This window comes from Streptomyces sp. NPDC001770, from assembly GCF_053596135.1.
In genome coordinates, this window is sequence record NZ_JBSFFN010000001.1 from 182220 (window position 1) to 198704 (window position 16485).

At 72.0% G+C, this 16485-nt stretch carries 13 protein-coding genes and 1 pseudogene; 9 read left to right on the forward strand and 5 right to left on the reverse strand.

The genetic code is table 11. The annotated features are described in order from the left end of the window. The first annotated feature begins 189 nt into the window (after window positions 1–189). Complete coding sequence (locus ACWCSV_RS00765) at window positions 190–1629, forward strand: NCS2 family permease (RefSeq protein ID WP_451137716.1); 1440 nt, start codon at window positions 190–192, stop codon at window positions 1627–1629. 57 nt (window positions 1630–1686) lie between these two features. On the opposite strand, the gene ACWCSV_RS00770 is transcribed toward ACWCSV_RS00765, so the two are convergent. After that, window positions 1687–1899 carry a ribbon-helix-helix protein, CopG family gene (locus ACWCSV_RS00770; protein ID WP_327176406.1) on the reverse strand — a complete coding sequence of 71 codons (213 nt, stop codon included), beginning with the start codon at window positions 1897–1899 and terminating at the stop codon, window positions 1687–1689. Window positions 1900–2031: 132 nt separating this feature from the next. Here ACWCSV_RS00770 and ACWCSV_RS00775 point away from each other — a divergent pair, with 132 nt between their 5' ends. The 4 genes from ACWCSV_RS00775 to thpR all read left to right on the forward strand — a co-directional run bounded on the left by ACWCSV_RS00775 (window position 2032) and on the right by thpR (window position 7177). Next, complete coding sequence (locus ACWCSV_RS00775; protein ID WP_266705725.1) at window positions 2032–2472, forward strand: MarR family winged helix-turn-helix transcriptional regulator; 441 nt, start codon at window positions 2032–2034, stop codon at window positions 2470–2472. A gap of 94 nt (window positions 2473–2566) precedes the next feature. Further along, window positions 2567–3901, forward strand: a complete 1335-nt coding sequence (locus ACWCSV_RS00780; RefSeq protein WP_451137717.1) for an MFS transporter — start codon at window positions 2567–2569, stop codon at window positions 3899–3901. Between the two features lie 433 nt (window positions 3902–4334). Beyond that, window positions 4335–6455 carry a LamG domain-containing protein gene (locus ACWCSV_RS00785; RefSeq protein WP_451137718.1) on the forward strand — a complete coding sequence of 707 codons (2121 nt, stop codon included), beginning with the start codon at window positions 4335–4337 and terminating at the stop codon, window positions 6453–6455. A 122-nt stretch (window positions 6456–6577) separates the two neighbouring features. Then, the gene (gene thpR, locus ACWCSV_RS00790) at window positions 6578–7177 is read left to right on the forward strand and encodes an RNA 2',3'-cyclic phosphodiesterase (RefSeq protein WP_451137719.1); all 600 of its coding nucleotides are present in this window, start codon (window positions 6578–6580) and stop codon (window positions 7175–7177) included. A gap of 255 nt (window positions 7178–7432) precedes the next feature. On the opposite strand, the gene ACWCSV_RS00795 is transcribed toward thpR, so the two are convergent. Both ACWCSV_RS00795 and ACWCSV_RS00800 read right to left on the reverse strand, forming a co-directional pair. Next, window positions 7433–8428, reverse strand: coding sequence for an aldo/keto reductase (locus ACWCSV_RS00795; protein WP_451137720.1), 996 nt, complete (start codon window positions 8426–8428; stop codon window positions 7433–7435). Window positions 8429–8480: 52 nt separating this feature from the next. After that, a pseudogene (locus ACWCSV_RS00800) lies at window positions 8481–9082 on the reverse strand (hypothetical protein). A gap of 82 nt (window positions 9083–9164) precedes the next feature. On the opposite strand from ACWCSV_RS00800, the gene ACWCSV_RS00805 reads away from it, so the two are divergent. Continuing rightward, window positions 9165–9665, forward strand: coding sequence for a hypothetical protein (locus ACWCSV_RS00805; RefSeq protein WP_451137721.1), 501 nt, complete (start codon window positions 9165–9167; stop codon window positions 9663–9665). Between the two features lie 29 nt (window positions 9666–9694). On the opposite strand, the gene ACWCSV_RS00810 is transcribed toward ACWCSV_RS00805, so the two are convergent. Next, entirely contained in the window at window positions 9695–11623 is a 1929-nt protein-coding gene (locus ACWCSV_RS00810; RefSeq protein ID WP_451137722.1) for a protein kinase domain-containing protein, read from the reverse strand. Window positions 11624–11745: 122 nt separating this feature from the next. Further along, window positions 11746–13431: an alpha/beta hydrolase gene (locus tag ACWCSV_RS00815; RefSeq protein WP_451137723.1), complete on the reverse strand. Its 1686-nt coding sequence runs from the start codon at window positions 13429–13431 to the stop codon at window positions 11746–11748. Window positions 13432–13833: 402 nt separating this feature from the next. Here ACWCSV_RS00815 and ACWCSV_RS00820 point away from each other — a divergent pair, with 402 nt between their 5' ends. From ACWCSV_RS00820 to ACWCSV_RS00830, 3 genes are all read left to right on the forward strand, one after another. Next, entirely contained in the window at window positions 13834–14553 is a 720-nt protein-coding gene (locus ACWCSV_RS00820; protein WP_451137724.1) for a CPBP family intramembrane glutamic endopeptidase, read from the forward strand. A 91-nt stretch (window positions 14554–14644) separates the two neighbouring features. Beyond that, entirely contained in the window at window positions 14645–15667 is a 1023-nt protein-coding gene (locus tag ACWCSV_RS00825; protein WP_451137725.1) for an N-acetyltransferase family protein, read from the forward strand. 153 nt (window positions 15668–15820) lie between these two features. Beyond that, window positions 15821–16366 carry an O-acetyl-ADP-ribose deacetylase gene (locus ACWCSV_RS00830; RefSeq protein WP_451137726.1) on the forward strand — a complete coding sequence of 182 codons (546 nt, stop codon included), beginning with the start codon at window positions 15821–15823 and terminating at the stop codon, window positions 16364–16366. The last annotated feature ends 119 nt before the right edge of the window (window positions 16367–16485 follow it).

Consider the following 16485-nt stretch of genomic DNA (forward strand, 5'->3'; position numbering starts at 1 on the left):
TAAGGACCGCATACATAAGGGCCCCGAGCCCTTGCGGCACAAGGGTCTACGCGCGGAGATAGCGATCTTCGCCTTATGTATTCATACTTAATCCGTTCGGGAATGGCGTGATTTGTTCGTGTAAAAGTCCAAAGACGGCCAACCCTCCCCCACCTTGTTCATGGCTCCTACGTACGTCTGAGGTCATACATGTCCGGCACGGCCACCGCAGAGGTCGACCCCAGCCCGCCGCAGGGCGGGCTCGACCGCTTCTTCAAGATCTCCGAGCGGGGTTCCACGGTCGCCCGTGAGATCCGCGGCGGATTCGCCACGTTCTTCGCGATGGCGTACATCATCGTGCTCAACCCGATCATCCTCGGCAGCGCCAAGGACATGTACGGGCACCAGCTCGACAGCGGCCAGCTGGTCACCGCCACCGTGCTCACCGCCGCGTTCACCACGCTGCTGATGGGCGTCATCGGCAACGTGCCGATCGCGCTCGCCGCCGGTCTCGGCGTCAACACCGTCGTCGCCCTCCAGCTCGCCCCGCGGATGAGCTGGGCGGACGCGATGGGCATGGTCGTCCTCGCGGGCATCGTGGTGATGCTGCTGGTCGCCACCGGGCTCCGGGAACGCGTGATGAACGCCGTGCCCACCTCGCTCCGCAAGGGCATCTCGATGGGTATCGGACTCTTCGTCCTGCTCGTCGGCCTGGTGGACTCCGGCTTCGTCTCCCGCATCCCGGACCTCGCCCAGACGACCGTCCCGCTCCAGCTCGGCGGCAACGGTCACCTGCACGGCTGGCCGGTCCTCATCTTCGTGCTGGGCGTGCTGCTCACGCTCGGGCTCATCGTCCGCAAGGTGCCGGGCGCCATCCTGATCTCGATCGTCGCCATGACGGTCCTCGCGCTGATCATCAACGCTGCCGTGGACCTGCCGGCCGGCGCCTGGGGCCTCACCGTCCCGGAGTGGCCGGGCAACCCGGTCGCCTCGCCCGACTTCGGGCTGCTCGGCGACTTCAGCCTCTTCGGCGGTTTCTCCAAGGTCGGCGTGCTGACCGGCATCCTGTTCGTCTTCACCGTGCTGCTGTCCTGCTTCTTCGACGCGATGGGCACCATCCTCGGCGTCGGCGACGAGGCGAAGCTGACCGACAAGAACGGCAACTTCCCCGGCATCAACAAGGTGCTGTTCGTCGACGGCATCGCCGTCGCCGCGGGCGGCGCGACCTCCTCCTCGGCCTCCACCTGCTTCGTGGAGTCCACCGCGGGCGTCGGTGAGGGGGCGCGTACCGGCCTCGCGAGCGTGGTCAGCGGCCTGCTCTTCACGGTGGCGCTGTTCCTGACCCCGCTGGCGACCATGGTCCCCTCGCAGGCGGCCACCCCGGCGCTGGTCGCGGTCGGGTTCCTGATCGTCGCGAGCTCGGTCCGGGGCGTCGACTGGAGCGACTTCACCCTCGCCATCCCGGCGTTCCTCGCCATGGTGATGATGCCGTTCACCTACTCCATCACCAACGGCATCGGCATCGGCTTCATCGCCTTCAGCGCGATGCGGCTGGCGGCGGGCCGGGGCCGCGAGGTGCCGGTGGCCATGTACGTGGTGTCGGCGGTCTTCGTCTTCTACTACGCGATGCCGGCCCTCGGCCTCACCTGATCCGACCCGGCCGACCGGATCACCCGACCCGCCGCCCCCCTTCCTCCGGGCGCCCGGTCACGTGATCCGGTCCACCGGGTCCTGCCGGCCCTGGGGCCCGTAGAACTTCTCCGTCTCGTCGACCGCCGACTTGAAGCGTTCGTCGAAGTCGTCGCGAATGAGCGTCCGGACCACGTAGTCCTGGACGCTCATTCCGCGTTTTGCGGCGTGCTGCCGGAGCCGGTCGAGCAGCTCACCGTCGATCCGCAGGCTGAGTACTGTCGATCCCATGCCAAGCAGGGTCGCCGCCCCGGCGCGCTTTTGGTGTGACTTTCCGCGCCTGACTCACTCGTTCGGGTGAGGAGATTCTCGCGCGTACCACCGATTGGTCTTTAGTTAAAGTAATGAGTTACGCTAATGACCATGCCTGACCTGATCCACGACGGCGACAGTGCCGCCGCCGTGAGCTCCCTCCGCTCCGCCGTGATGCTGCTCGGCCGACGCCTCAAGCACCAGCGCGTCGACGAGTCGCTGAGTCCCACCGAGATGTCGGTGCTCGGCACCCTCGCCCGCTGCGGCTCGGCCACCCCCGGTGAGCTGGCCCGCAAGGAGCACGTCCAGCCGCCGTCGATGACTCGCATCGTCGCGCTGCTGGAAGCCAAGGGACTGGTCAGTCTCGAACCGCACCCCGATGACCGTCGCCAGAAGAGGGTCAGCCAGACCGAGCAGGCCGAGGCCATGCTCAGTGAGAGCCGCACGAAGCGGAACGCCTGGCTGGCCGGACTCGCCGAGGGTCTGGACGAGGACGAGTGGGAGAAGCTCAGGGTCGCCGCACCCGTGCTCGAGAAGCTCGCCCACCTGTGACGCCCCGGGCCGGCCGGACCACAGCCGCCGCGCTCGATGTCGCCGTTCCCTCGTCACCTGCCAGCATTCACCCACGCCGAGGAGGCGAACCCTTTTGAGTACGGGATCCGGAGCAGACTCCGCCCCCGCACCGACCGCCACCCACGACAGCTCGACCGGCGGGACCTTCTCGTCGCTGAAGATCCGCAACTACCGCCTGTTCGCCACGGGCGCCGTGATCTCCAACACCGGTACCTGGATGTCCCGCATCACGCAGGACTGGCTGGTCCTCAGCCTCACCGGGTCCGCCGCGGCCGTCGGTATCACCACGGCCCTCCAGTTCCTCCCGATGCTGCTCTTCGGCCTGTACGGCGGCGTCGTCGCCGACCGCTTCCCGAAGCGCAAGCTCCTGCTCGTCAGCCAGACCCTGCTCGGCCTCTGCGGTGTGTCCCTGGCCACCCTGACCCTCGCGGGCCTCGTACAGGTCTGGCACGTCTACCTGATCGCGTTCCTGCTCGGCATGGTCACGGTCGTGGACAACCCGGCCCGCCAGTCCTTCGTCTCCGAGATGGTCGGCCCGAAGCAGCTCCGCAACGCGGTCAGCCTGAACTCCGCGAACTTCCAGTCCGCCCGCCTCATCGGCCCCGCCATCGCGGGCGTCCTGATCACCTCGGTCGGCAGCGGCTGGGCCTTCATGTTCAACGGCCTGTCCTTCACGGCACCCCTCGTCGGCCTGCTGATGATGCGGACGAGCGAGCTCCACCAGACGGTGATCGTCCCCCGCGCCAAGGGCCAGCTCCGCGAGGGCCTGCGGTACGTGAAGGGGCGCCCGGAGCTGATCTGGCCCATCGCCCTGGTCGGTTTCGTCGGAACCTTCGGATTCAACTTCCCGATCTGGCTCACCGCCTATGCCGACGAGATCTTCCACGGCGGCGCCGGCATGTACTCCTTCTTCAACATCCTGATGGCCTGCGGCTCCCTGATAGGAGCACTGCTGGCCGCCCGGCGCCGCTCCTCGCGGCTGCGGATGGTCGTCGCGGCGGGCACCCTCTTCGGGCTCCTGGAGGTCGCGGCCTCGCTCTCGCCGGCCGTCTGGATCTTCGCGATCCTGCTGGTGCCGATCGGGATGCTCGGCATGACGACCAACATCAGCGCCAACACCAGCGTCCAGATGGCCGCCGACCCGGCCATGCGCGGCCGGGTGATGAGTCTCTACATGATGGTCTTCGCCGGTGGTACGCCCGTCGGGGCGCCGATCGTCGGCTGGATCAGCGACGCCTACGGCCCGCGCACCGGCTTCGCCTTCGGCGGCGGCATATCGCTGCTCGCGGCCCTGGTCATCGGCTTCGTCCTGGCCCGCCTCGGCGGCCTGAGGGTGAAGGTGGACCTCCGCCCGGGGCGCCCTCACGTCCGCTTCGTCCCGCGCGAACAGCTGGCGACGGCGGCGTAGATCGAGCGATCGCTGACACCGTTCCGCCCTCCTTCCCGCGCGCGGGGGAAGGAGGGCGGAACGGTTTTCTGCTGCCCGGTCCGCTCGACCGGCCTGCTCCGCTCCCCGCCCGGTCCGCTCGACCTGCCTGGTCTGCTCGACCCGCCCGGGTCGTGGTGGAAGTCGTCGGTCCGCTTTCCCCCGGGCGGCACGTTGTTGATGAACATCCGGGAAAGTTTTCTGAACACGTTCGAAAGTCGCCCTATAGTCCGTGGTGCCCGGGACGGCGGCTCTCCGACGGCTGCTGAACTCCATGGGCTCCCGCGCGGGTCGGGCAGTGCCCGGCGGATCGAGGCCGCGTTCCCGGGCCGTGATCCGCCGGACGCACCGCTCGGCAGGGAACCACGGCTTCGGCGCGCGGGACCGACAACCGAAGCAGGGGGGCACCAACCGCATGACCATGTATTCCGCCCGGCGCGCCAGAGCCACCGCGGTGGCCGCAGGACTGGCATCCGCGCTTCTCGTCAGCGCCGCGGGTGTCGCGACGGCGGCAGGAGGGAACCTCCCTCCGCTGCGGCCGGACACCGGCGATCTCACCGTCGACTGGTCCAAGCCCTGCACCGGGACGCCCGTGTACGTCCCGGGAGCGCCCGAACTCCGCGCCCTCGTCGAGGACCCGACGGAGGACGACGAGGACGGGGAGGCCAACGAGGCGGGCGCGGAGTTCGAGCTCCGGTGGACCGACACGGACGGCATCCCGCAGCGCCGTGACTACGTCTCCCCAGCCCTGCCGTCCCCGGCCACGCAGCTGTGGCGGACCCCGGCGGACCTTCCGGCCGGCACCGTCGTCTCCTGGCACGTCCGGGCCGTCGACGAGGAGGGCGCGACCTCCGCCTGGAGCGACGAGGCTCCTGAGCCCACCTGCCGTTTCGTCATCGACACGGTCGGCCCCGAACCCGCGACCATCGTCTCGGAGCAGTACCCGGACGAAGACGGCCGGTCGCACGACGGTGCCGGGGTCTACGGCAGCTTCACCTTCGACTCGCCGTCCGAGGACGTCGTCGAGTACGTCTACTCCGTGAGCGGCGCCGGGACCACCACGGTCCGGCCGGAGGAGCCGGGCGGACCCGTCACCATCCGCTGGATGCCCGAGGACGGTGGCCTCTACTCCATCGGAGTCCGGGCCGTCGACCGGGCCGGACGGTCCAGCACCACGACGACCCACATCGCGAGGGTCAGCGACGGACGCGCTCCTGTCGCCCATTGGGCGCTGTCCGACCCGGCCGGAGCCGGCCACGCGGCCGCCGGGACCGGGCCCGAGGCCCGTGCCGGGGACGGTGTCCGGTTCGGCGCGCCGCCACCCTCCCGCACCGGCCTCGTCTCCACCGTCACCCTCGACGGACGACGCGACAGCTACCTCACCCCGGACGTCCCGGTCGCGGACACGGAGAAGACCTTCTCCCTCTCGGCCTGGGCGCGCCCCGCGGCCACCGACGCCCCGATGACGGTGGCCGCACAGGACGCCGCGCACGGCCCGTCCGCTTTCGCTCTGGGCCTGCGCCCCACCGACACGGGAGAGGCCGTCTGGTCCTTCCGCTACGGCTCCACCACCCTCACCGGCGGCAGCGCTTCGGCGGGCGGCTGGGCCCATCTGCTCGGCCTGTACGACACCGAGGACAACACCCTGCGGCTCTACGTCAACGGCAAGGAGGTCGCCTCCGGAACGGGCGTCGCACCGGTGGCCGCACCGGGCGCCTTCCAGATCGGCCGGGCACGCGGCGGGTCCGGAACGCACTGGCAGGGGGAGATCGGTGACGTCGGCGTCTGGGACCGGGTCGTCACTCCCACGGAGGTCGGGAGGCTGAGCGCCCGGCCGGTGGAGCCGGTCGCCTCGTGGAACGTCGAGCGGTCGGACGACGGGGTGATCCTCGACCGGTACGCGGACGAACCACTCACCCTGCACGGAGGCGCCGGCTTCTACACCCCGGACTACGAAGCCTGCTTCGAGGACCCGGAGTGCTACGAGCTCCCGCTGGGCGCGCTCGACGGCAGCGATCACCTGGCCCTGGACGGAACTGACGGCTACGCCTCCGCCGGCGGACCCCTGATCGACACGAGCGACAGCTTCAGCATCGGCATGCGGGTCCGTTTCGCCACCACCGCTCCGGACCGGCCGATGACCCTCTTCTCCCAGGGGGGCGAGGACAGCGACGCCTTCAAGGTCCGCTTCGACCCGGCCACGTCCGAGTGGCAGCTGATCGTCACCCACGGCAGCGGCCCCGGCGCGGCGTCCACCGTGGTCGCCGGTCCCGGCACCCTGTCGCCGCGTGCCAATCAGGTGACCGTCGTGTACGACGACTCCGAGGGCCGGATCACTCTCTACGCGGATGGTGAGCCCCTCGCCGCAGCATCGTTCAACGCCGCCTGGAGCGCCCCCGGGCCGCTCCAGATCGGCCGCGGCCACACCGCCGACGGCGGATGGGGTGAGTACTACCAGGGCGGCGCGGACGACATCCAGGTCTTCGAAGGCGCCCTCACGGCGACCGAGGTCAGGTCGGTCGCCGACATCGCCTGAGCCCCATCCGGCCGTGCGGACCTCCGGGCCCGGTGGGGTGGGCTCCACCCCGCCCGGCCCGGGCGGGCCGGTTGCCGCTCGGGGCCTCGCCGGGCATGCGGGCAACTGCGAGACTCGCGCGCATGAGCAGCCAGCAAGCCGCCACCGGCAGTCAGCGCCAACGCCTCTTCGCCGCCGTCCTGCCGCCCGCTCCCGTCGTCGAGGAACTGCGGACCGCCGTCGCCCCGCTGCACGCGCTGCCGGGGGCGCGGGCCCTGCGGTGGAGCGGGACGGAGGGGTGGCACGTCACACTCGCCTTCTACGGGGAGGTGGACGAGGCGCTGCTGCCGGAGCTGTACGAGAGGCTGGAGCGCGCCGCCCACCGGAGCGAGCCGTTCCCGCTGCGGGTGCACGGCGGCGGCCGGTTCGACGGGCGGGTGCTGTGGGCCGGGGCGGCCGGCGGGCTGGACGCGCTGCGGCTGCTCGCGGAACGCGCCCACGCCGCGGCCCGCCGGGCGGGTGTCCCGATGGAGGAGCACCGCCACTACAGGCCCCACCTCACGCTCGCGCGCAGCCGTACGGACGTGGACCTGCACCCGTTCACCGGCGCGCTGGAGGGGTTCGAGGGGGTGGCCTGGGAGGCGGACACGCTGAGCCTGGTCCGCAGCGCCCTGCCGGTCTCCGGGGTGCCCGGGGAGCAGCCGCGGTACGAGGAGGTGCGGGCCTGGCCGCTGGGGCGGTGAGCGGGGCGGGTCGGCCGGCGGGTGACCCGGGGCGGGTGACGGGGGAGGCCGGTGGGGCGGTTAACCTCGTCGGGTGGATCCGAAGACCAGAAACCGCATCATGGCCACCGTTCTCGTGCTGATGTTCGTCGTCGTCGCCGTGGCGGCGGCTGTGGGCAACTGACGACACCGGGGCGCCCTTCCGCGAGCGCGCGCCGGGCTCCCGTCTCCCCGACGGCTGACCGCCCGCCGGGGAGACGTACCGGGTCTGCCGGACTACCAGGCGAAGCTCTCCGGGGACGGGCCGGGGCCGGGGAAGATCTCCTCCAGCGAGGCCAGCACCTCCTCGGACAGCTCCAGCTCCACCGCGCGCAGCGCGGAGTCGAGCTGCTCGCGGGTGCGCGGGCCCGAGATCGGGCCGGTGATGCCCGGGCGGGTGAGCAGCCAGGCCAGGCCGACCTCGCCGGGCTCGAGCCCGTGCTTGTCGAGCAGGTCCTCGTACGCCTGGATCTGGGCGCGGATCTTCGGGTCCGCGAGGCCGTCGGCGGAGCGGCCGGTGGTGGAGCGGGCGCCGCCGCCCTCGCGCTCCTTGCGGAGCGCGCCGCCGAGCAGACCGCCCTGGAGCGGCGACCAGGGGATGACGCCGAGGCCGTACTCCTGGGCGGCCGGGATGACCTCCATCTCGGCGTCGCGGGCCATCAGGTTGTACAGGCACTGCTCGCTGACCAGGCCGAACGAGCCGAGACGCCTGGCCGTCTCGTTGGCCTGGGCGATCTTGTACCCGGCGAAGTTGGACGAGCCCGCGTACAGGATCTTGCCCTGCTGGATCAGTACGTCGATGGCCTGCCAGATCTCCTCGGCCGGGGTGGACCGGTCGACGTGGTGGAACTGGTACAGGTCGATGTGGTCCGTCTGGAGCCGCTTGAGGCTGGCGTCGACGGCCCGGCGGATGTTGAGCGCGGAGAGCTTGTCGTGGTTGGGCCACGCCTCGCCGTCCGGGCCCATGTTGCCGTAGACCTTGGTGGCGAGGACGACCTTGTCGCGGCGGTCGCCGCCCTGGGCGAACCAGGTGCCGAGGATCTCCTCGGTGCGGCCCTTGTTCTCGCCCCATCCGTAGACGTTGGCGGTGTCGAAGAAGTTGACGCCCGCGTCCAGTGCGGCGTCCATGAGCGAGTGACTGTCGGATTCGTTGGTCTGCGGGCCGAAGTTCATCGTCCCGAGAACGAGGCGGCTGACCTTGAGGCCCGTGCGTCCGAGCTGCGTGTACTTCATGATTCCCCACCCAACGCCTTCGAGTGCGCTCGAAGCAAGGGCACACCGCCGATCACTCGGACTTGCCCGCGAACCGGTCCAGCGCGGCGAGTTCGGCGCGGGAGGTGGCCGGGCCGCCCAGGTGTCCGGCGTCGCCGATGACGGTCAGCTCCGCGTCCGGCCAGACGCGGGCCAGCTCCCACGCGGTCGTCAGCGGTGCGCCCAGGTCGAACCGGCCGTGGATCAGCGCCCCCGGGATGCCCGCGAGCCGTCCCGCGTCCCGGATGAGCTGCTCGTCCTCCAGCCACGCGGCGTGTGCGAAGTAGTGCGCGCAGATCCGGACGAACCCGAGCCGGTCCCGCGGGGGCCTGCTGGTGTACGCGGGCGGCTGCCCCTCCGCCGACACCACCGCGTCCTCCCAGGCGCACCAGTCGGCCGTCGCGAGCGCCCGCAGCCGCGCTGGTCGAAGAGGACCACCCGGTACAGCTCCGGATCGAAGCGCTGCCGGGCCCACGGCTTGCAGCCGGAGCCCGGGCCGCCGTGCACGACGAGTGCGGGCTTCCCCCCGGGGTTGCCGCAGATCTCCCAGTGGACGAGGTTGCCGTCGCCGACGTCGAGCAGGCCGTGGTCGTACGGCTCGACGGGCGGGTAACTCGCTCCGGGTTCGCGGTGCATGGGGCTCCCTGCCGTGACGGGGAGGGGCAGCCTACGAGTGGGGAGGGGAGGCGCGCGATGCGGGCGGCGTACGCTCAAAGGCGTGAACGCCGTGCCCCGGAACCTCGCCGTACTCGCCGACGCACTCGCCCAGGCGGGCCCGGACGGCCGGGGCGCGCTCTGGCAACTCGCCGAGCAGGGGCGGGAGCTGGACGCCAACCTGGTACGGCTGCCGCCGGACGCCGAGGTCGGTGAGCACCAGGAGGACGCCCTCGACGTGCTCCTCGTCGTCCTCACGGGCAGCGGCGCCGTCGTCACCGGGACCACCGCGCTGCCCCTCACCCCGACCACGGTCACCTGGCTGCCCCGCACCTCCCGCCGCGCCGTCCAGGCCGGACCCGAGGGCCTGGCGTACCTCACCGTCCACCGCCGCCGCCCGGGTCTCACCATCGCGTCCGCGCCGCCCGGGACCGTCGGGCGGGAGCCCGAGGGCGGCGAGGCCCCGTGCGCGCTGGACCGGGTCTGCCCCCAGTGCGGGCGACTCGCGGAAGGGCGGGCGCCGAAGTTCTGCGCCGAGTGCGGGGAGCGGCTCGGCGGGCGGTGAGCAGGGATCCGTCTGTGCCGACGGGTGGTTCAGACGTCCCCGCACTCGGTCAGCTTCGGCCGGTTCGGCGCGGACTCGTTGCCCATCAGTGACGCCAGGTGCTCGGTGTACAGGTCCTCCCACTCGGGGCTGTTCACGATCTCCCCGAGCGCCTCGCACACCTCCTTCTTCAGCTCGGGCTCGCCCGGCACCATCGCCACGCCGTACCCCTCGGCGCCGCCAGCGTTGCTGATCTGCTGGAGCTTGTCCGGGTCCTGTCCGACGTAACCGGCGAGGATGATGTCGTCGGTGGAGACGGCGGAGATCCCGCTCTTGTCGTCCAACAGGTAGTCCACGCACAGCTGGTACGAACTCTGCCGCTTGGTGAGGTTGTACCCGGCCTCCGTCAGCCACCCCTCGTACGTCGAGCCCCGCACCGTACAGACCTGGGCCTTGTCGCTGATCAGGTCGGCGGCGTCGGTGTACGCCGGCTTGACGTCCTTGCGTACGAGGAAGCTGCGGAGCGCCGTGTAGTACGGCCCCGCGAAGACGATCCCCTGTTCCTTGCGCTCCGGGGTGATGCTGTAGCTCGCTATCACCAGATCGACACGCCCCGCCGAGAGCATCGACGCCCGGTTCTCGCTGTTCACCGGCACGAAGCGGACGTCCTTCGCCGCGTAGCCCATCCGCCGCGCGATCCGGGTGGCGAGGTCTATGTCGTACCCGGCGTACGAACCGTCCGGCTGCAACTGGCTCAGCCCGGGCTGGTCGTCCTTGACGCCGATCTTCAGCTCGGCGTGCCCCTGCTTGTACGTGGGCGGGGGCGAGCCCGCCTGCTGCCAGGTCAGCCAGCCGCCACCGGCCAGCAGCACCGCGCAGCCGGCCGCCGCCGCACCGAGCACGGTGCGCCTGCGGCGTGGCTTCGACGCCTGCCCGTCGCCGTCCTCGGAGTCTCCGGCGTTGCTGCCGTCGTGCGGGGGGAGCTGGAGGGGCTGGTTCCGGCGGTGGGTCGGCGGGTCGAGCGCCGGGGGGTCGCTGGTGACGGCCAGCAGCATCGCCTCGGTCTCCCGGGCGGACGGCCGGTCCTTCGGGTCCTTCCGCAGCAGCGCCCGGATCACCGGGGCGAGCGGGCCCGCGTGCTCCATCGCGGGCAGCGGCTGCTCGTACACGGCGATGAACACCTCGTACGAGCTGAGTCCGTTGAACGGGGCGTGGCCCTCGACCATCTCGAAGAGCGTCACCCCCAGCGACCACAGGTCGGACGCCGGGGTGCCCGGCTTCGGCAGCGCCTCGCCGCCCCGGTGGACCAGCTCGGGTGCCAGGTACTTCGGCGTGCCGATGATCTCCTGCGACTTGGTCAGCTGGACGGCACCCTCGAAGGTGGCGATCCCGAAGTCCATCAGCAGAGCACGGCCGTTGGGCCGGAAGAGGATGTTGTGCGGCTTGACGTCCCGGTGCAGCACCCCCGCCTCGTGCACCGCGCGCAGTCCGCGCAGCACCTGGAGGGCGATCCGGGCCGCCTGGGCCACCGGGAGCCGGCGCTGCTCGCGCAACAGATCCGCCAGGGAACGGGCGTTGAGCAGCTCCATCACGATCCAGACCTGGTTGCCGGCCTCGATCACGTCGTGCACGGCCACCACGTTCTGGTGCCCGATCCGGGCGATGGCCTGCGCCTCGCGCCGCGCCCGCTCGACCCACTGCGCCTGCGTGTCGGGCTCCACGGCACCCCGGTAGAGCAGCCCCTTGACCGCCACCCGCCGCCCCAGACGCCGGTCGAGCGCCTCCCAGACGACACCCATCCCGCCCCGGCCCAGCTGGCGTTGGAGCTCGTAACGGTCGGCGATCACCATGTGCGGGCGGAGCTCGGGCTCCTGTTCGGTGGCGTCCCCGAGGGGCTCGGGCGCATCCGCGGGACGCCCGTCTGCGGGATCGCCGTCGAAGCCCCCTTCCGGCTCGTCGGCCGTTCCCTCGCTGTGCATGCGACCCCCTGTGCACTACATGGAAGCAACAGGGTAGACGGTCCGTCAGTGCCTGATCGTGCCCACCGACTTGCGTTTCTGTCACGCTTCGGTGGGTGGTGGGGGCATCGACTCGCCGGCCCTCACCCCGCCGCGTTCTCCGCGTTCTCGCTCTCCTCCCTCTCCCGCTCCTCCCGCTCCTCCTGTTTCCGTTCCAGCGTCTCTTCGAGGCGGGCGGTGTCCTCCCCGGTCCACCCGGGCGGCCGGGTCACGGCGGCCCAGGCCGCGACCGGGAGGGTGCCGAACCGGTGCCCGTACCCCACCGGAACGGAGTCGGCGACCGCGAGATCGCAGGTCACCTGCCAGAAGGTGACGAGCGGGTACCACCGCATCCCGGGGGAGACGTCCGGCGCCTTCGGCCCCACGAGCCACTGCGGCCGAGACGTCAGCAGATCGGGGGACCACCACGTCACCGGGTCCGAACCGTTCTGGAGGTAGACGATCCGGGGCGCGTCCCAGGCGGCGTCGGCCGGCCGGCCGAAATCGGCCTCGCGGCGGGCGTACCGCACGGTGCGCCCGTCCCGGTAGACCGGCAGCCAGAGCGGACTGCCCCGGTCGCGGGCCTTGCCGAGCGCCTCCCACATCGGGTTCCGCAGCGTCGGCCCGACCAGCAGGGCGCCGTCGGCGCGTGCGGTCATCCGCGAAAGCTCGCCGTCGAACGCGCCCTCGGTGGCGTACGAGCCGAGGGACTCGCCGGACACCAGCAGCCGGGGGCGTTCGCCCGGGGGCAGCGCCGACCAGTGGTCGTACACGGCGTCGAAGAGCGCGGAACCGGCCACGGCGGCCTCGCTCTCGGTCAGGAACGAGAGCCAGCTCGGCAGGTAGGAGTACTGGAGGGCGACCGCCGCACTGTCACCGCCGTACATGTATTCCAGCGGCTTCGCGAGGCTCTCGTTGACCCAGCCGCTCCCCGTCGTACCGAACACCACCAGCACCTTCCGGCGGAACGCGCCGGTCCGCTCCAGCTCCCGCACGGCGAGGTCCGCGCGGCCCCGCAGGGTCGCCGCGGACTCCAGCCCGACGTACACCCGGACCGGGTCCGTCGCCGGAGCGCCGGTGAAGCCGGAGATCTCCGCCCGGGTGGACGCGTGACCGACGAAGTCCCGGCCGTTCTTCCCGAGCGAGGACCAGCTCTCCAGCGAGGACGGACTGCCCGAGAGCGTCGGCAGCAGCGGCCGGACGATGCCCTCGCTGGTCGACCCGTTCGTCAGCGACGCGCTGCTCTCGACCAGATCCACCAGCCCGCGCAGCAGGAAGCCCTGGACCACCCCCACCACCACGACCACCGCCACCGAGGCCGCCACCATCAGCGCCCAGGGCCGGGGCACCAGTCGCTCCAGCGGACGCGCCAGGGTCCGCGTGCCCAGCCGTACGGACCGGGCCAGCGTGACGAGCAGCCCGCAGAGCAGCAGCGCGACGAACGGCACCAGCGCCCACTGCCACCACACCACTCCCGGCTCCATGCCGACCGCCCGCCGCGCGTCGCCCTGCCAGCGCACGCTCCGTACGGTCACCGCGACGACGGCCGCGACCCCCAGCGGCACGAGCATCAGCCACGCCCACCGGACCGTCGCCCCGCCCGGCCGTGCCCCGCAGCGCCGCGCGACCCACCCGAGGACCGCCCCCACGCCGTAACCGGCCGCCGCGGTGACCCCGGCCGCCAGCGACTGGACCAGCCACGAGCGGGGGATGAGCGAGGGCGTGAACGAGGCGACGTAGAACAGCACCGCCACCAGGACCCCCGCCCAGCCGGGCCGCCGCCGCACCACGGGACGCCGGACGAGACGCGCGGCGGGGCGGGAGCCGTCCCTGCCGGGGTGTGGTCCTGCCGATCCGGTCGGCCCGGTCGGCCCGGTCGGCCCGGTCGATCCGGTTGCTCCGGTTGCTCCGGTCGGTCCGGTCGGCCCGGTTGATCCGGTCGATCCGCCACTTTCGGTCATGGGGGCCTCCCGGGTCGCTCCGGCCGCAGTCGTCCGGCCGCTCCAGAGGCACGCTAGGCGGAACGGTACGCCGCCGGTCGGCGACACCCTGTGACGACGATGACGATCCGTGGCTGGGCAGTGGTGGGCCGCTCGTCGTGCTCCCGCCTGCTCACGCACGAGTTGCCCGGACCGGGGGCGGCGCCGAGAGTTGACTCACGTAAGGAGGCGAAGGCGGGGGACGGAGGCGGTATGGCTGAGGGGCGACGGCTCCCCCTGAACGGGGCGATCGCGCTGACCATCGCCATCCTGGTCGCCACCAACCTCGTCAACCACGTCCTCCTCCACGGCTGGGGCCTGGTCGTCTCCCTGGTCGTCACCCCGATCCTGCTCGGCGTGTGGAAGTGGTCCGGCGGCACCTGGCCCGGGGCCGGACTCGGCCGCGGCACCTGGGCGCGCGGCGCCCGCTGGGCCGCCGTACTCATCGGCCTGGTCGGACTCGTCTACCTGGTCGGCGCGCTGCTCCCCGCCACCCGCGACCTCTTCGAGGACCAGCGCAACAGCGGCCTCTCCGGAGCCGAGGTCGCCTACCGCATGCTGATCCAGGTCCCCATCGACGTCGTACTGCTGGAGGAGGTCGCGTTCCGCGGGGTGCTGTACGGGCTCCTCGTACGCGCCCGGGGCACGGTCACCGCCACCGTCGTCTCCTCCGCCCTCTTCGGGATGTGGCACATCCTCCCGTCGCTGAACCTGTCCACCGACAAACCCGCGCTCGCCGGGTTCTTCGGCACCTCCTCCGCCGGAACGGTGATCGCGGCGGTCGTCGCCGACCTCGGCGCGGTGCTGTTCACCGCGGCCTCCGGTGTCCTCTTCTGCGAGCTGCGCCGACGCAGCGGCAGCCTGCTCCCCCCGATGGGCCTGCACTGGGCGACCAACGCCCTGGGGTACCTGACGGGGTTCCTGCTGCGATAAGTCGGTAATGCCGTTGCGGGTGTTGGCGTGCCCGGGTACGTTCCTCCGGCCCGCTCGCGCCACGTGGGCGACGTACTCGACGGAGGCTCCCTTGCCACTGCGCATCACACCGCTCGCCGAGCCGGACCGCGGCCGGCCCTCGGGATCGTCCTCCGGATCGTCCCCGGGCCCGTCCTCCGGATCGTCCTCGTACCGCCTCGTCTGGCTCGCGGAGGAGGTGCCCGGCGGCGGTGGCGGCCCGGCGGCCATCGATCCCCCCGCGTATCCGGTGGGGTCGGCGTACCTGCGGTTCTCCACCGCACCCGGCCGGGACCACCTCGCCGAACTGGACCTCGCCGTGCACCCGGCCGCCCGCCGCACCGGCGTCGGAACCCGCCTCCTGGACGCGGCCCTCGCGGGCGCCCGGGCCGAGGGCCGGAGCACGGTGACGGCCCAGGTGGCGGTCGCGGGCGGGGCCGAGAAGGGGCAGGACGACCGGGAGGCGGCGGAGTTCCTGACGGCCCACGGCTTCCGGGTGGTCCTCACCCTGACCTTCGCCCGCCTGGCGACGGCCGACGCCGACCAGGTGGCCCTCGCAGCCCTGGCCGCCGCCCCGCACCCGGGCTACCGGCTGACCTCCTGGTCCGGAACCGTCCCCGACGAACTGGCCGAGACGTTCGCCGGGTCGCGGTGGGCGATGGACGACATGCCGATGGACGAGATGGACCACGGCACGGAGACCTGGGACGTGGACCGGGTACGAGCCGTCGCCCGCGCCGTCGAGCGGCGCGGCGAACTCCTGCACACGGTCGCGGTCGTCAGCGAGGCGGACGGTGCGATCGTCGGCTTCACCGAACTGGTCGTCCCCGGCGACGGTACGGGCGAAGGCCTGCACTACGGAACCGGCGTCCTGCCCGCCCACCGGGGACGCGGCCTGGCCCGCTGGATGAAGACCGAGTCGATCCGTACCGCCCTGACCACCCACCCCGCCCTCACCGGCCTGGTGACCGACACGGCCGACGCCAACGCCCCGATGCGCGCGGTGAACGACGCGCTGGGGTACGTACCGACGCACCGGTCGGTGTTCCTCCAGCGGGAGTTGGGGGACGGAGTGGGCCTCGTCAGCTCGGACTGAGGGCGCGGCGCGGGGGTGCCACCACGTCGAGGTGCGGGAGGCGCCGGCCGATCCGGCCTGGTGCTCCCCGCCCGTACGGGGACGGTCCCGCCGTCTCCGCCGACACCGCGTAACCACGTTGCCCGCCCCGTCCCGCCGCCCGAGGATGGCCCCATGACGACCACGCAGCCGATCATCGAGCTCGTACACGGCGACATCACCGAGCAGCATGCCGACGCCTTGGTGAACGCCGCCAACTCCTCGCTGCTCGGCGGTGGCGGGGTGGACGGGGCCATCCACCGCAGAGGCGGCCCCGCGATCCTGGATGCCTGCCGTGACCTGCGCGCTTCCCGGTACGGCAAGGGGCTGCCCACCGGGCAGGCGGTGGCGACGACCGCCGGGCGGTTGCACGCGGACCATGTGATCCACACCGTGGGCCCGGTCTGGTCGCGGGAGGAGGACCGCTCCGGGTTGCTGGTGTCCTGCTACCGCGAGTCCCTCCGGGTGGCCGCCGAACTGGGCGCGCGCTCGGTGGTGTTCCCGGCGATCTCGACCGGGATCTACGGCTGGCCGATGGACGACGGTGCCCGTCTCGCCCTGCGTACGGTCAGCGAGGAGGCCCGGCTCCCGGTCTCCGACGTGCGCTTCGTCCTCTTCGACGAGGACGCGTACGACTGCTTCGAGCGGGCGCTCGCGGAGCTGGGGCGCCCGTCCTCGTAGGCCCTCCCTGTGACGGGGGACGGGTCACGGGGAACGGGGTTCCCGTGTCGGGGGTGGCAGGAACCCGCGGCCCCTACGGAGGATTTCCTGACGCACGCCTTCCATGCCCCACCTGTCCG

Coding starts and splice junctions, on each gene's coding strand:
- ACWCSV_RS00765 (WP_451137716.1), top strand. CDS start 190: ATGTCCGGCACGGCCACCGCAGAGGTCGACCCCAGCCCGCCGCAGGGC.
- ACWCSV_RS00770 (WP_327176406.1), bottom strand. CDS start 1,899: ATGGGATCGACAGTACTCAGCCTGCGGATCGACGGTGAGCTGCTCGAC.
- ACWCSV_RS00775 (WP_266705725.1), top strand. CDS start 2,032: ATGCCTGACCTGATCCACGACGGCGACAGTGCCGCCGCCGTGAGCTCC.
- ACWCSV_RS00785 (WP_451137718.1), top strand. CDS start 4,335: ATGACCATGTATTCCGCCCGGCGCGCCAGAGCCACCGCGGTGGCCGCA.
- thpR (WP_451137719.1), top strand. CDS start 6,578: ATGAGCAGCCAGCAAGCCGCCACCGGCAGTCAGCGCCAACGCCTCTTC.
- ACWCSV_RS00795 (WP_451137720.1), bottom strand. CDS start 8,428: ATGAAGTACACGCAGCTCGGACGCACGGGCCTCAAGGTCAGCCGCCTC.
- ACWCSV_RS00810 (WP_451137722.1), bottom strand. CDS start 11,623: ATGCACAGCGAGGGAACGGCCGACGAGCCGGAAGGGGGCTTCGACGGC.
- ACWCSV_RS00820 (WP_451137724.1), top strand. CDS start 13,834: ATGGCTGAGGGGCGACGGCTCCCCCTGAACGGGGCGATCGCGCTGACC.
- ACWCSV_RS00830 (WP_451137726.1), top strand. CDS start 15,821: ATGACGACCACGCAGCCGATCATCGAGCTCGTACACGGCGACATCACC.